General features: G+C 64.2%; 12 protein-coding genes. 7 read left to right on the top strand and 5 right to left on the bottom strand.

Annotation, left to right across the window (positions count from 1 at the left end; translation table 11 throughout):
• Positions 1-58: 58 nt before the first annotated feature.
• Entirely contained in the window at positions 59-751 is a 693-nt protein-coding gene (locus tag D3227_RS12000; RefSeq protein ID WP_120014339.1) for a LysE family translocator, read from the bottom strand.
• Between the two features lie 85 nt (positions 752-836).
• A complete protein-coding gene (locus tag D3227_RS12005; protein ID WP_120014340.1) occupies positions 837-1,109 on the bottom strand; it encodes an usg protein in 273 nt (90 codons plus the stop codon).
• Positions 1,110-1,412: 303 nt separating this feature from the next.
• On the opposite strand from D3227_RS12005, the gene acs reads away from it, so the two are divergent.
• Together acs and D3227_RS12015 are read left to right on the top strand one after the other, a co-directional pair.
• A complete protein-coding gene (gene acs / locus D3227_RS12010) occupies positions 1,413-3,368 on the top strand; it encodes an acetate--CoA ligase (protein WP_120014543.1) in 1,956 nt (651 codons plus the stop codon).
• Positions 3,368-4,117, top strand: a complete 750-nt coding sequence (locus D3227_RS12015; protein WP_120014341.1) for an MOSC domain-containing protein — start codon at positions 3,368-3,370, stop codon at positions 4,115-4,117. Before acs ends, D3227_RS12015 begins: the two co-directional genes overlap by 1 nt.
• Before the next feature lie 304 nt (positions 4,118-4,421).
• Here the strand turns inward: D3227_RS12015 and D3227_RS12020 are convergent, their stop codons facing one another.
• Both D3227_RS12020 and D3227_RS12025 read right to left on the bottom strand, forming a co-directional pair.
• Positions 4,422-5,834, bottom strand: a complete 1,413-nt coding sequence (locus D3227_RS12020; protein ID WP_120014342.1) for a pilus assembly protein — start codon at positions 5,832-5,834, stop codon at positions 4,422-4,424.
• A 296-nt stretch (positions 5,835-6,130) separates the two neighbouring features.
• Positions 6,131-7,000, bottom strand: a complete 870-nt coding sequence (locus D3227_RS12025; RefSeq protein ID WP_120014343.1) for a transglutaminase-like domain-containing protein — start codon at positions 6,998-7,000, stop codon at positions 6,131-6,133.
• A gap of 170 nt (positions 7,001-7,170) precedes the next feature.
• Between D3227_RS12025 and D3227_RS12030 the strand changes: the two genes are divergently transcribed.
• Positions 7,171-7,836 carry an HAD-IA family hydrolase gene (locus tag D3227_RS12030; protein ID WP_120014344.1) on the top strand — a complete coding sequence of 222 codons (666 nt, stop codon included), beginning with the start codon at positions 7,171-7,173 and terminating at the stop codon, positions 7,834-7,836.
• 64 nt (positions 7,837-7,900) lie between these two features.
• On the opposite strand, the gene D3227_RS12035 is transcribed toward D3227_RS12030, so the two are convergent.
• Entirely contained in the window at positions 7,901-8,122 is a 222-nt protein-coding gene (locus tag D3227_RS12035) for a DUF1674 domain-containing protein (RefSeq protein WP_120014345.1), read from the bottom strand.
• 102 nt (positions 8,123-8,224) lie between these two features.
• Here D3227_RS12035 and htpX point away from each other — a divergent pair, with 102 nt between their 5' ends.
• The 4 genes from htpX (at position 8,225) to purH (ending at position 14,305) form a co-directional block, all read left to right on the top strand.
• On the top strand, positions 8,225-9,238 hold the full coding sequence (htpX, locus tag D3227_RS12040) for a zinc metalloprotease HtpX (protein WP_120014346.1): 1,014 nt from the start codon (positions 8,225-8,227) through the stop codon (positions 9,236-9,238).
• Positions 9,229-10,617 (top strand): RsmB/NOP family class I SAM-dependent RNA methyltransferase, encoded by a 1,389-nt coding sequence (locus D3227_RS12045; protein ID WP_120014347.1) that lies wholly within the window; start codon positions 9,229-9,231, stop codon positions 10,615-10,617. The genes htpX and D3227_RS12045 overlap by 10 nt, the downstream gene beginning before the upstream one ends.
• 146 nt (positions 10,618-10,763) lie before the next feature.
• Positions 10,764-12,488: a heparinase II/III family protein gene (locus tag D3227_RS12050; protein WP_120014348.1), complete on the top strand. Its 1,725-nt coding sequence runs from the start codon at positions 10,764-10,766 to the stop codon at positions 12,486-12,488.
• A 200-nt stretch (positions 12,489-12,688) separates the two neighbouring features.
• Positions 12,689-14,305, top strand: a complete 1,617-nt coding sequence (gene purH, locus D3227_RS12055) for a bifunctional phosphoribosylaminoimidazolecarboxamide formyltransferase/IMP cyclohydrolase (RefSeq protein WP_120014349.1) — start codon at positions 12,689-12,691, stop codon at positions 14,303-14,305.
• Positions 14,306-14,326 lie beyond the last annotated feature (21 nt).

The raw sequence follows: 14,326 nt of genomic DNA on the forward strand, positions 1-14,326 counted from the left end.
GAGGGACGCCAGCTCACGAAGGGGCAGCCATGGCAAATCGAACTCTCGGACGACCAGATCAACACACTGCGGGCGCGGACCGCTCGCACCAGGCGATCAAGGAAGAAGGCATCATGAAAACTTCGCTCAACAGAAGCCTGAGCCCCAGCCCAACCATGACGATGCCGGTAAAACGCTGCTGCCAGGCAAGCAGGCTCGGCCATCGATTGAGCCATTGGCCGATTGTGCCCGATGCCATGGCGACACCGCCCAGCGAAAATATTCCGGCGAGCTTCTGGATGGTTCCAAGCACGACAAGCTGCATCCAGACCGGTCCGGCATTGGGATTGACGAACTGCGGCAGGAACGCAAACATGAACAGCAGCGATTTCGGATTTGTCAGGCTGTTGATCGCCCCGTCGCGCACGGCCACCCAATCGGAGATTCGAGCTACTGCGGGACGCTTTTTGGTCCGGTCCCCCAGGCTCGACACGATCATCGTGAGACCGAGGTAGAGAAGATAGAAAGCACCTATCCACTGAAGCACGACAAGGCTTGCCGGATACGCCTGCAATAGTGAGGCGACGCCAAGGACAAGAAGGCTGACCTGTACTGCTCCGGCCACGAAGATCATGCCGACGACCGTCAGGGTGGCGACCCTTCGCCCTTGCGCGATGCCCCTGGCGATGACGAGCATCATATCGGGACCTGGCGTGATCTCCAGCAGGATCAACGCCGCGACGAAGGTCAGAAGTATCGAAGTATCTGGCACGTGTGTTCCCCGGTGATAAGCCCCGTGGGCATCACGAAGCCCGCCACCATAGATATCCGCAAACTGCCGCCCCAGTGGCAGTCATTCAGTGCAGCACGAACTCGCCGTCGACCTTGCGCCATTCGTTCGGCGCGATCAGCCTCTGGTGCGTGTAGGTCACCGAATGCAGCGGGCCGTCGAGCTTGGTCTTCCAGAACTCGATGAAGCGGATCAGCACCGGGAACGTCGGCGCGATGTCGTAGTCCTGCCAGATGTAGCTCTGAAGCAGATGCGGATGGTCGGGGAAATGATAAAGAAGCTTGGCCGTGGTCAAGCCATAGCCCCTGAGCATCAGGTCCATTTCGGAATGGTCATGCATTGCAGCCCCTGGGTCGATTCTCCTTTCCTCCCGACATCAGATTGTGCGCCTTGTTATTTATCTGTCTATTGATTTTTCCTGATCGTATCCGGGTTTTCCGCGCGAAAACATGCAGTTAGCAGCGACCATGGTCGAGTGCTGACAGCGCTGGACGATGCCCCTGCGGCATCCCGCCGCGCGAATCCAACGTCTAATATTGCCGTCATCGTGGAACTGTTAATAATGCGCGCGAATTCGCGGCCGCTTTGCCGCGATGCCGCCGGCGCTCAAGCCGGCGCGTTGGTTTCGGGAGGAAGCAGAAAAATGTCCGAGGTTCATGTCCATCGCGTCCAGCCGGCGTGGAAGAAGAACGCGCTGATCGACAATGACACCTACCTCAAATGGTATGCCGAAAGCGTCAAGAACCCTGACAAGTTCTGGGGCAAGCACGGCAAGCGCATCGACTGGTTCAAGCCCTACAGCAAGGTCGAGAACACCTCCTTCGACGGCAAGGTCTCGATCAAATGGTTCGAGGATGGCGAGACCAACGTCTCGTGGAACTGCATCGACCGCCATTTGAAGAAGCGCGGCGACCAGACCGCCATCATCTGGGAAGGCGACAATCCCTATGACGACAGGAAGGTCACCTACAACGAGCTTTACGCGCATGTCTGCCGCTTCGCCAATGTGCTGAAGAAGCACGGTGTCAAGAAGGGCGACCGCGTCACCATCTACATGCCGATGATCCCGGAAGCGGCCTATGCGATGCTCGCCTGCACGCGGCTGGGCGCCATTCATTCGGTGGTCTTCGGCGGCTTCTCACCGGATGCGCTGGCCGGCCGCATCGACGACTGCAAATCGACCTTCGTCATCACCGCCGACGAGGGTCTGCGCGGCGGCAAGCATGTCCCCTTGAAGGAGAACACCGACAAGGCGATCGAGATCGCCGCCAAGGCCGGCACCAAGGTCGAGAAGGTGCTGGTCGTGCGCCGCACCGGCGGCAAGATCAACTGGGTGGCGGGCCGCGACCTCTGGCACCATGACGAGATCGCGACGGTCAAGGCCGACTGCAAGCCGGAGAAGATGAAGGCCGAGGACCCACTGTTCATCCTCTACACATCGGGCTCGACCGGCAAGCCGAAGGGCGTGCTGCACACCACCGCCGGCTATCTCGTCTACGTCTCGATGACGCACCAATATGTCTTCGACTACCATGACGGCGACATCTACTGGTGCACCGCCGATGTCGGCTGGGTCACCGGCCACAGCTACATCGTCTACGGACCGCTCGCTAACGGCGCCACCACGCTGATGTTCGAGGGTGTGCCGAACTACCCGTCGCAGTCGCGCTTCTGGGAAGTCATCGACAAACACAAGGTCAACATCTTCTACACCGCGCCGACGGCACTGCGTGCCCTTATGGGCTCCGGCGACGCGCATGTAACGAAGACCTCGCGCAAGTCGCTGCGCGTGCTGGGCTCGGTCGGCGAGCCGATCAATCCGGAAGCCTGGGAGTGGTATTTCAACGTCGTCGGCAACGGCAAGGTGCCGATCGTCGACACCTGGTGGCAGACCGAGACCGGCGGCATCCTGATCACGCCGCTGCCCGGCGCCACCAACCTCAAGGCCGGCTCGGCGACGCGGCCCTTCTTCGGCGTCAAGCCGCAGCTGGTCGACGGCGACGGCAAGGTGCTGGAAGGGGCAGCCGACGGCAATCTCTGCATCACCGATTCCTGGCCGGGCCAGATGCGCACCGTCTATGGCGATCACGATCGCTTCGTGCAGACCTATTTTTCCACCTACAAGGGCAAGTACTTCACCGGTGACGGCTGCCGCCGCGACGAAGACGGCTACTATTGGATCACCGGCCGCGTCGACGACGTCATCAACGTCTCCGGCCACCGCATGGGCACGGCGGAAGTCGAATCGGCTTTGGTTAGTCACGACAAGGTTTCCGAGGCCGCCGTCGTCGGCTACCCGCACGACATCAAGGGCCAGGGCATCTACTGCTATGTCACGCTGATGGCCGGCGAGGCGTCGAGCGAGGCGCTGCGCAAGGAACTGGTCGACCATGTCCGCAAGGAGATCGGCGCCATCGCCACGCCCGACAAGATCCAGTTCGCGCCGGGCCTGCCCAAGACCCGTTCCGGCAAGATCATGCGCCGCATCCTGCGCAAGATCGCCGAGGACGATTTCGGCGCGCTCGGCGACACCTCGACGCTGGCCGATCCGGCCGTCGTCGACGACCTTGTCGCCAACCGGCAGAACAAGAAGGGCTGATGGCTGACGCGGCTGCAATGGGCGCGGTTGCCGAACTCTGGCGCTATCCGGCGAGTTCGCTCGCCGGCGAGCGCCTCGACGCCATCATGGTCGACGTCGAAGGCATCGAGGGCGACCGCATGTTCGGCTTGGTCGATGCCACCGACAATGAGATCGCCAGGCCCGATCGCGATTCAAAATGGCACAATGTGCCACGGATCCGCACCCGGTTGACCGGCGACCGCAAACTCGAAGTTGCCGCGCCTGGCGGCGACTGGATGGCGGCGCCAGACGCCGACAGCGACCGCGCCATCTCCGCCTTTCTCGGCTTCCAAGCGTCGATCCGGCCCTTCACCCGGGAGAATGCTGCTGCCGGCCATTCCGGTCCGCTGACCGCGGCGCGCTACCGCAAGGCCCCGATCCATCTCCTGACCACGGCCTCGCTGGCGCGGCTGAAGGCTCTGCATCCTGAAGGCGCCGCCGACCCGCGCCGCTTCCGCCCCAACATCGTCGTCGACATGGCGGCGGTCGAAGGCTCGTTTCCCGAAACGGAATGGATCGGCAAGAAGCTCGCGATCGGCGAGCTGCATCTGACCATCTCCGAGCCGTGCCGCCGCTGCGGCTTCACCATCATCGCTCAGGACGGCTTCGACAACGATCCAGGAATCCTGCGCAACCTCGTCCGCCACAACGCGCACAATCTCGGCGTCTACTGCACGGTCGATAGGCCGGCGCGGGTCGAGGTTGGCGCGCCGATACGGTTCGTCTGACAAGGCGCCCTTGGCTTTTTCAAATCCGCGCCTTGTCTTTTGCTGCGACGCACCCCATCATGAGGGTGTGATCAACAGATCGAAAGGAGGTGATCCGATGTCGAGTGATTTCGTTTTCCAGAACGTGGCCTCAGCGGATTGCACTTTCGGGAAGCAGTCTTCCCGTTAAGGCGCGAGATGCGCGGCAGGTGACGTGAGAGCGTCGCCGCCAGAGACCGCGCCATGGACGGAAACACGGAAGGCCGCCGGCTTCGAAAGAAGTGGCGGCCTTTTCCGTTCCCGCGACCTGCCCGAAGTCGGCGGATCAACGCTTGATAGTCAGCGTCTCGATGTTGCGAGTGATCTCGTCGAAGGCATTCGCCAGATCAGTGCCCGTGGCGGCCTCGTGATAATGCTTCAGCGAGGACGTGTCAGTGGTCGAGCAATTCTTCAGCACGGACTTTGCTTGATCGCGCTCGGTCGCCGTCATTGACGGGTCGTTCAGATCGAAGCCGATGGTGAATATCTCGATGCCGTCGCGCTTCATGTTGCTGCAGATGCTTTCGGCATTGCTGCGCGACATCTGGCCAGCATCCTGCGATCTGGATGTGCCACGCCCACGGGCGAAAGCCGTGTTGAACTGACCATCCGTCATCAGGATGGCAATCTTGGCCACTTTCTTCTTGTCGAAATTGGCGGGCCCGGCGCCCAGGCCGGCATCGGCAATAGCCGGACGCCAAGCCGGAGAAAGCATGTAGTAGCCCCATTGCGCGGCGATGCCACCTGCCGTCACGCCCGCGGCGCTGAAATCGTCGATGGCGGTGAGCAGCTTGTCCTCATCGGACGTCAGCGGAACGAGAGCCGCCGACGGGCATACCCTCATACGATAGTCACGATTCACCTTAGCCAGATAGCGCTTGCCCTTATTGTCCAGACGAAGCGTATCGGGCCCGTCGGACGAGTAATCGGCATAGCCGTCCTTGTCCTTGCGCTCTGTGGCGCATTTGTCCGGTGCTGGATTTGCCGACACCACGACGGCCGCATCGACCGGCGGCGGCACCTTCGGTCCGTCCTCCGTCTCGACGAATACGGTGGCGGCCAAACCACCGGTGTTGACGGCCTCGGCGTAGGGAACGATCGCCACCCGCACGCGCGGATTGCTGGGGTCGCGATTCTGGTCGAGCAGGTCCTTGACCGCATCCGAAGCAGCGGCCTGCAGATCACCGATCTTGTCGGTCTTGCCGGATCTCTTCATCGATCCGGTCACATCCAGCATCATCGCCACTTCGACCGTCTTGTCCGAATAGAGCGCGGTTGTGGATGCCGGCACGCGCTGCGTGTCACCCATGCTGAACAGCGGGAAATAGAAGGCGACATCGACATGGACGTCCGCTCGCACGGTCCTGGCCGTCCTGTCGACCGTCAATTTGTCGAGAACGATCTGGTCGGTCTGCAGGATGCCGGCCACGCTATTGGCGTCGAGAAAAGCCTGCACCGATTTGTCCGCATCGGCCTCGTTGATGTCGCCGGTGGTGAGATCGCGCGCCGTCGAGGTCACCGCCGCGTCGACGACGCCCTGCAGGCTCGATTTTGCGTTGTAGAGCTGGGAGACGTTGACCGCGAAGCCGACGCCTAGCGCCAGCACCGACACTGCAAAGCCGAAGACGATGGCGAAGTTTCCGCCGCGATCCCTAGCAAAGTCGCCGCCTGCCTGAACAAAACCCTCGAACCGCCGCATCTTTCCGCCCTCCACTTGCCGCGGCCTCGAAACCGCATGAGGGGAGTTGCAGGAATCCGGCCGAATGGCGCTGCCGCGGCTGCGAAGACCGTCGTCTCTTGTCAAATCATTGTTTTTGCTATGTTTCGAAGCCGGGCAAGGTGAACGGCCGGTAAACAGAAAACCCCAGCCGCAAGTTCCTTTACGAACTGCTTACCATGATCGCGCCCGTGGCCTTTTTCGGTCCCGATCCGGCACAGACGGATTGTCCCGAAGCGGTTCACTAGTCGATTTCAGGCCGGTCGCCGATGGCGTCGTCAGGCCAGCATTTGGGCGCTGACGGTCCTGTCGACGCCATGATAGGGCGGATTGAACAGATTGCGCTCCTGCTCATAGGTCCAGACCTTGAACAGGCTGAGCCGGTGCTGACCGAAACTGTGCAGCAGCGGCACGTCGGTGGCGTCGCGGCCGCGCGCGATGACGACGCGGCCGATCCTCGGGCGATTGTGGCGGGGATCGAAAGTGTACCACTTGCCGTCGAGGAAGACCTCCATCCATGCCGAGAAATCCATCGGCGCCGGATCGAGCGGTACGCCGATATCGCCGAGATAACCGTTCACGTAACGGGCCGGGATGTTCATGCAGCGGCAGAGCGTGATCGCCAGATGCGCATAGTCGCGGCAGACACCGACGCGCTCCTCATGCGCCTGTGCCGCCGTGCGGGTCGAGCGCGCATAACCGTAGCCGAAGGACAGACGGTTGTGGACATAGTCGACGATCGCCTGCACCCGCGCCCCGCCGGGCGGAAGCTGGCCGAAGCGCTGCCAGGCGAGGTTGCTGAGATGGTCGGTCTCGCAATAACGGCTGCCGAGCAGATAGACGAGCACCTCATCGGGCAGCTGCGCCACCGGCGTTTCCCCGGCCAGCGTGTTGACTTCGTCGGTCTCGCCGCTGTCTTCGATAACCGCATCGTAAAGAATGCGGAATCCGCCGGCAGGTGCAGTGAAACGGCGGCAGCTGTTGCCGTGGCGGTCGTGATAGACCCTGGTCGGGACCGAAGGCGACGTCAGCACGCGCGTCTGCCGCTTGATGTCGGCCTGGCGTTCCCGGTGGATGTCGAGCAGCGAAATGACCGGCGTTGCTGCATCGCTCTCAATAGCGATTTCGTAGCCGAGCCTGATCAGCATCGCGGTCCCCCCCTCGGTCGTCTTGGAAGTGAATATTCTCAACGCGGGAAGGGGGCCATGGTTCCCCCGCGACGAGCCGAAAAGGTGACGCCACGGCTTCCAATGGCAAGGCCATGACGCTACGGTCGCACCCTCCCGATCCGCCCCCCAAAACAACGCCAGGATATCAGATGTTTGCAGGCAGAAAATTCGCGGCCTTTCTGTTCGACATGGACGGCACGGTGATCAACTCCATTGCCGCCGCCGAAAGGGTGTGGACGCAGTGGGCGCTGCGCCAGGGCCTCGACGTCGCCGCATTCCTGCCGACGATCCACGGAGTGCGGGCGATCGAGACCATCGGCCGGCTCAATCTTCCAGGCGTCGACCCGGTACGCGAGGCCGATGCGCTGTTGAAGGCCGAGGCAGCCGACCTCGATGGCATCCTTCCGATTGCCGGCGCTGTCGCCTTTCTGAAGTCGCTGCCGCCCGAACGCTGGGCCATCGCCACGTCGGCACCGCGCGAACTGGCGCTGCTGCGCATGAAGGCGGCCGGCATCCCGGTTCCGGCCGTCATTGTCGCCGCCGAGGATGTCGCCCGCGGCAAGCCGGCGCCCGATTGCTTCCGGCTTGCGGCCGAGCGGCTGGGCGTCGATGCGCGCGACTGCCTGGTCTTCGAGGACGCCCCCGCAGGCATTGCCGCGGCCGAGGCGGCCGAAGCCACTGTCATGGTGATCAGCGCCACGCACGGCCATCCGCTGCAGACGCAGCATACTGCGATCAGCTCTTATGACGGGCTCGGCATCGCCGTCGACGAGCGTGGCTGGATCGCTCCCGCACCGGAGCTGGCCGCTGCTTAAGGGTACATTTCAAGGGTGGGTTGAGATTCAGGTCAGGCCGGCATCACCTGAATATCAGCCCAGCCTAAAAGTCGCTGGTCAGGCCCTTCACTTCCCAATCGCCGTAGCGGCCGGGCTCCTTGCCGCCACGGCCGCCGATTTCCTTCGGCAGGGCGGCTTCCTTTTCGCGATATTCTTCACGGCGCGCCTGTGCTTCCGCGAGCGCCCGCGCGGCCGCCGGCGTCAGCGGCTTTTGCGACAGATCGCGATCCGGGCCGGCATCGGCTTTGCTGGTCTGGTCGGTCATGCGATAGTCCCGGCGGATTGAAACAGGGGCAGGCGTTTCCCATCATATAGCGATGAACCCGCTTGGATCGACCCCTTTTTGCCCCCACGGACGGAGCAGCCGATGAACACCCTTCGCACCGCCATGCTTCTCGCCGCGATGACGGCGCTGTTCATGGGCGTCGGCTTTCTGATCGGCGGCACGGGCGGCATGATGATCGCGCTGTTGATCGCCGCCGGCACCAATCTGTTCAGCTACTGGAACGCCGACAAGATGGTGCTGTCGATGAACCGCGCCGTCGAGGTCGACGAGAAGAACGCGCCTGAATATTACGCTATCGTCCAGGCGCTCGCCCAACGGGCCGGACTGCCGATGCCGAAGACCTATCTGATCGACAACCCGCAGCCCAACGCGTTCGCCACAGGCCGCAATCCCGAGAATGCCGCGGTGGCGGCTTCGACCGGCCTGTTGCAGCGGCTCTCGCATGAGGAGGTCGCGGCGGTGATGGCGCACGAACTCGCCCATGTACAGCACCGCGACACGCTGACCATGACCGTCGTCGCCACCCTTGCCGGCGCCATCTCGATGCTCGGCAATTTCGCCTTCTTCTTCGGCGGCAGCCGCGACAACAACAACCCGTTCGGCTTCGTCGGCGTGCTGGTGGCCATGCTGGTGGCGCCCTTCGCCGCCATGATCGTGCAGATGGCGGTCAGCCGCACCCGCGAATACGAGGCCGACCGACGTGGCGCCGAGATCGTCGGAAACCCGCTTTGGCTGGCTTCGGCCCTTGACAAGATCGCTCGCAGCGCCGAACGCATCCCCAACCCGGATGCCGAGCGCAACCCGGCCATGGCCCATCTCTTCATCATCAACCCGCTTTCCGGCGAGCGCATGGACAATCTGTTCTCCACCCACCCGAACACCGACAACCGCATCGCCGCCCTGCAGGCAATGGCGCGCGGCGGGGCGTCGCAGGCAACGCCGCGCCAGGCGCCGACGCCTCGCCAAGAGGACGAGCAACCATCGGCGGGGCCGTGGGGCGAGGCGGCGGGGCGGCAGCCGCCGGCTGAGCCGGCGCGGCCGAAGTCCAACCCGTGGGGACGTAACCCGACCGGACCCAAAGGTCCGTGGCAGTGAGCGGCGCCAAACGCCGGCAGCGGACACCAGGCGATCGTGAAGACAGCGCAGGCGGCGAGGCGGTAGCCGGCCTTGCCGCGCGCAAGGCAGCGGCGCGCCTGCTTGCCGCCGTCATCGATGCGCGCACGCCGCTCGACGGACTGACCGATCACGAGAACGGCCACCCGCAATACAAGTCGCTCGACCTGCGCGACCGCGCGCTGGTGCGCGCCATACTGGTCACCGCGCTGCGCTATCGCATGACGATTGCGGGCCTGCTGGCGCGGCGCCTGGAAAAGCCGCTGCCGGCCAACGCAACCGTCCTGTCGCACATACTGCATGTGGCGGCGGCGCAGATTCTGTTCCTCGACATTCCCGACAGCGCCGCCGTCGACCTTGCCGTCACCCACGCCAAGTCCGACCCGCGCACGCTGCGCTTTTCCGGCCTCGTCAACGGCGTGCTGCGCACCCTCGCGCGCGCCAAGGAGACCGAGCTCCCCACGGCGCTCGCCGCCACCGACGAAGCGCCAAAATGGTTTTCCGACCGGTTGAAGGCGGCCTATGGCGCCGACAGGACCGGGCAGATCCTGGCTGCCCATCGCCATGAGGCGCCAGTCGATTTTTCGGTCAAGTCCGATCCGGCGCTGTGGGCCGAACGGTTCGGCGGCATCGTGCTGCCGACTGGCACGGTGCGCGTGGAAAAACTCAGTGCCTCGGTCCCCGACCTGCCCGGCTTCGCGGACGGCGCCTGGTGGGTGCAGGACGCTGCCGCCAGCCTGCCGGCCCGGCTGTTCGGCGACGTGAGTGGGCTTCGTGTCGCCGACCTCTGCGCCGCCCCCGGCGGCAAGACCGCGCAGCTCATTCTTGCCGGCGCTAATGTCACTGCGGTCGACACGTCGAAGAACCGGCTGGCGCGGCTGGCGCAGAATCTCGAACGGCTCAGCCTCCCCGCCGAGATCGTCCAGGCTGACCTGCTCGACTATCAGCCGGAGGAATTGTTCGACGCCATTCTCCTCGACGCGCCCTGCTCCTCGACCGGCACGGTGCGGCGGCATCCCGACGTGCCATGGACCAAGACCATGGCCGATGTCGAAAAGCTCGCCGGGCTGCAGGCAAGGCTGCTCGCCCGCGCCGTCAGCCTGGTCAAACCCGGCGGGCGGATCGTCTTTTCCAACTGTTCGCTCGACCCTATCGAAGGCGAGCACCTTTACCGCGCCTTCCTTGCCGGCACGGCTGATATCGTCGACGATCCCGTTCAGCCTGGAGAGTTTGCCGGCATCGATCCATTCCTGACGCCGCAAGGCACGCTGCGCACCACGCCCGCCGATCTGGTGCTTGAAACGCCTGGGATTTCCGGCCTCGACGGGTTCTTTGCCGCCCGCATGCGCCGGGCCGGTTAAAATCGTTTCTCACTAAAATTTGCTGACTTTTCTAGGGATGATGCGGCCGCAGCAGCGTGAACTCCTTCACGACGGCGAAATCCGCCTTCGCATAAGTTCTTGAATCATATAAGCTTGTCCTTGGGTATGGACGACCAGGAGGGGATTTGGCTCTTGCTGCCGGCAGCACGACGCGTCTTTGGACGCTTGTCGCGAGGGAGTTCTGGCGCAAGACGCGCCGGCGCCTGCGTGCCGGGCCGATCTATCGCTGGCGCTATTCCGGCCGCACGCCCGAACGCGTCCTGATCGCGCCGCCGGATCTCAGGCTCGCCGATCCGCAGATCGCGCTCGAGATCTACTACGGCCGCTATCCGCTGTCGGGGCACATGGTCGAAACCGGCGGCAAGTCGCCGTTCCAGATCGCCGTGCCCAATCGCGGCTGGCAAAAGACGCTGCACGGTTTTCGCTGGCTGCGCCACATGCGCGCCGCCGGCACCGAGCTTGCCGCCGCCAACGCCCGCGCCCTGGTTTCCGACTGGATCGCCATACACGGCAACCAGATTTCGGGCATCGCCTGGGAACCCGGCACGACGGCCAAGCGGGTCATTGCCTGGCTGCAGCATTCGTCAGTGGTGCTGCAAGGTGCGGAATTTCCCTTCTATCGCGCCTTCCTGAAATCGCTTGCCATGCAGATACGCTATCTCCGATCGATGGCGCGCGAAATGCCTGACGGCAAGGACAGGCTGCGCGCCCGCATCGCGCTCGCCTTCGCCGCTTTGTCGCTGCCGGCACCGGCCTCGGCGCTGCGCAGTGCCACCCGCAACCTGGCAGAAGAGCTCGATCGTCAGATCCTTCCCGACGGCGGCCATATTTCGCGCAACCCGATGACGGTGCTGGAGCTTCTTGCCGACCTCCTGCCGCTGCGCCAGACCTATGCCAACCAGGCCGAGACACCACCGCCGGCGCTGATGGGCGCCATCGACCGCATGCTGCCGGCGCTGCGCTTCTTTCGCCACCAGGACGGCAGCCTCGCCCGCTTCAACGGCATGGGCGCCACCATCCACGACCGCATCGCCACCATCCTGCGCCATGACGACACCGTCGGCGCGCCGCTGCTGCATGCGCCGCATTCGGGCTATGAGCGCCTGTCGATGGGCGGCGTGACCGTCATCGCCGACACCGGCCTGCCGCCGCCCATCGATGTTTCCAACGCGGCGCACGCCGGCTGCCTTGCCTTCGAACTTTCCTCCGGCCGCCAGCATTACATCGTCAATGCCGGCATAGACACTTACGGCGCCGCCGAATTCCGCCCGCTTGCCCGCGCCACGGCCGCGCACTCGACCGCCACCATCAACGATACCTCGTCGGCGCGCTTCAGCCATTCGCTGCGCGTCAACGATCTGCTGGGCTCGCCGCTGATCGGCGGTCCACAGCAGGCGCCCTGCAAGCGCACCGACCAGAAAGGCAGCCAGGGTTTCATCGCCCGCCATGACGGCTATGCCGCGCGCTTCGGCTTCCTGCACGAGCGTGAGCTGACGCTGGCAACCAACGGCAATGTGCTGACCGGCAGGGACCGCTTTCTACGTCCCGGAAGTGCTGCGATCCGCAACAACGTCCGCGACTTTGTCACTGTGCGCTTCCACATCCATCCGGATGTGGAGCTGCTGCAGGACGAGCATGACCGGCTGGTGCTGACCGGCGACCAGACCGACACCTGGGTGTTCACCTGCAAGGAGGTCGTGCCGGAGGTCGAGGAATCGATCTATTTCGCCGGCCTCGGCGGGCCGCGCCGCAGCCGCCAGATCGTGCTGGCCTTCAAGGCCTCCGAGATAGCGGAGGTTCACTGGCAGCTGACCCGGACCGGTATCGCCGGCTATCCCGAAAACAACTAGTGCATGTCGCGCAAAAGTGCGCAGCGGTTTTGCGATAACGACATGCAACGAAACAGGAACTTAAAGCGCGACGCATGAATCCGTTTGGATGCGGCGCGCTTTAAGCGCCTGCCGTGACGAAGCGCCCGGCTTGATTTCCGGGCCTCATATGCTACGGCCCGATCACGCTTCCCAATCCAGCCGTGAAAGGCCGCCAGCCCATGGCCGTCCCTGCCAAAAACATTCCAGCACCCGACCTCGTCCCAATCCGTCGTGCACTGCTGTCCGTCTTCGACAAGACCGGTCTCATCGACTTCGCCCGCGCCCTGGCCGCGGCCGGCGTCGAGCTGGTCTCCACCGGCGGCACCGCGAAAGCGATCGCCGAGGCCGGCATGGCCGTGCGCGACGTCTCCGAGCTGACCGGCTTTCCCGAGATCATGGACGGTCGCGTCAAGACGCTGCACCCGTCGGTGCATGGCGCTCTGCTCGGCATACGCGACGACGCCGAGCATGCCAGCGCGATGCGTACCCACGGCATCGAGCCGATCGACCTCGTCGTCTCCAACCTCTATCCGTTCGAGGAGGTCCGCCGTTCGGGCGCCGGCTATGCTTCGATCGTCGAGAACATCGACATTGGCGGCCCGGCGATGATCCGCGCCTCGGCCAAGAACCACGCCTATGTCGCCATCGTCACCGATCCCGGCGACTATGCATCGGTGCTCAACGCGCTGGAGATGAATATCGGCTCGCTGTCGCTCGATTTCCGCAAGAAGCTGGCGGCCAAGGCCTTTGCACGCACCGCCAGCTACGATGCGGCGATCTCCGGCTGGTTCGCCGACGCGCTGGAGATCGAGCATCCCGGCTGGCGCGCCTTCGGCGGCCAGTTGGTCGAGGTGATGCGCTACGGCGAGAACCCGCATCAGGGCGCCGGCTTCTACGTCAATGGCGACAAGCGGCCGGGCGTCGCCACCGCGCGCCAGTTGCAGGGCAAGCAGCTTTCCTACAACAACATCAACGACACCGACGCCGCCTTCGAGCTGGCCGGCGAGTTCGATCCGGCCCGCTCCGCCGCGATCGCCATCATCAAGCATGCCAACCCATGCGGGGTCGCCGAAGGCGCGTCGCTGAAGGCGGCCTATGCCAAGGCACTGGCCTGCGACCCGGTCTCGGCCTATGGCGGCATCGTCGCCATGAACCGCATCCTCGACGCCGAGGCGGCGGAAGAGATCGTGAAAACCTTCACCGAGGTGATCATCGCGCCCGACGCCTCGGAGGAAGCGGTTCGCATCGTCGCCGCAAAAAAGAATCTGCGCCTGCTGGTCGCGGGCGGCTTGCCCGATCCGCGCGCCGCCGGCACCACGGTCAAGTCCGTTGCCGGCGGACTTCTCGTCCAGGGCCGCGACGATGCGGTGGTCGACGACCTCGAACTGAAAGTCGTGACCAAGCGCGCGCCGACGCCGGCCGAAATGGCCGATCTCAAATTTGCCTTCCGCGTCGCCAAGCACGTCAAGTCGAACGCCATCGTCTATGCCAGGGACGGCGCCACCGTCGGCATCGGCGCCGGCCAGATGAGCCGCGTCGATTCCTCGCACATCGCCGCCCGCAAGGCGCTCGACGCCGCCGAGGCCGCCGGGCTGGCGGAGCCGCTAACCAAGGGCTCGGTCGTCGCTTCCGACGCCTTTTTCCCCTTTGCCGATGGGCTTATATCGGCGATCGAAGCCGGCGCCACCGCCGTCATCCAGCCGGGCGGCTCGATGCGCGACGACGACGTCATCGCCGCCGCCGACGAACATGGCATCGCTATGGTGTTTACCGGCGTGAGGCATTTCAGGCATTGAGGGTTTCTTGTCCTTCTCCCC

The sequence above is a fragment of the Mesorhizobium waimense genome, assembly GCF_003601975.1.
In the GTDB taxonomy this organism is placed as follows: Bacteria; Pseudomonadota; Alphaproteobacteria; order Rhizobiales; family Rhizobiaceae; genus Mesorhizobium; species Mesorhizobium waimense.

Coding starts and splice junctions, on each gene's coding strand:
- htpX (WP_120014346.1), top strand. CDS start 8,225: ATGAACACCCTTCGCACCGCCATGCTTCTCGCCGCGATGACGGCGCTG.
- D3227_RS12020 (WP_120014342.1), bottom strand. CDS start 5,834: ATGCGGCGGTTCGAGGGTTTTGTTCAGGCAGGCGGCGACTTTGCTAGG.
- purH (WP_120014349.1), top strand. CDS start 12,689: ATGGCCGTCCCTGCCAAAAACATTCCAGCACCCGACCTCGTCCCAATC.
- D3227_RS12015 (WP_120014341.1), top strand. CDS start 3,368: ATGGCTGACGCGGCTGCAATGGGCGCGGTTGCCGAACTCTGGCGCTAT.
- acs (WP_120014543.1), top strand. CDS start 1,413: ATGTCCGAGGTTCATGTCCATCGCGTCCAGCCGGCGTGGAAGAAGAAC.
- D3227_RS12030 (WP_120014344.1), top strand. CDS start 7,171: ATGTTTGCAGGCAGAAAATTCGCGGCCTTTCTGTTCGACATGGACGGC.
- D3227_RS12005 (WP_120014340.1), bottom strand. CDS start 1,109: ATGCATGACCATTCCGAAATGGACCTGATGCTCAGGGGCTATGGCTTG.
- D3227_RS12035 (WP_120014345.1), bottom strand. CDS start 8,122: ATGACCGACCAGACCAGCAAAGCCGATGCCGGCCCGGATCGCGATCTG.
- D3227_RS12025 (WP_120014343.1), bottom strand. CDS start 7,000: ATGCTGATCAGGCTCGGCTACGAAATCGCTATTGAGAGCGATGCAGCA.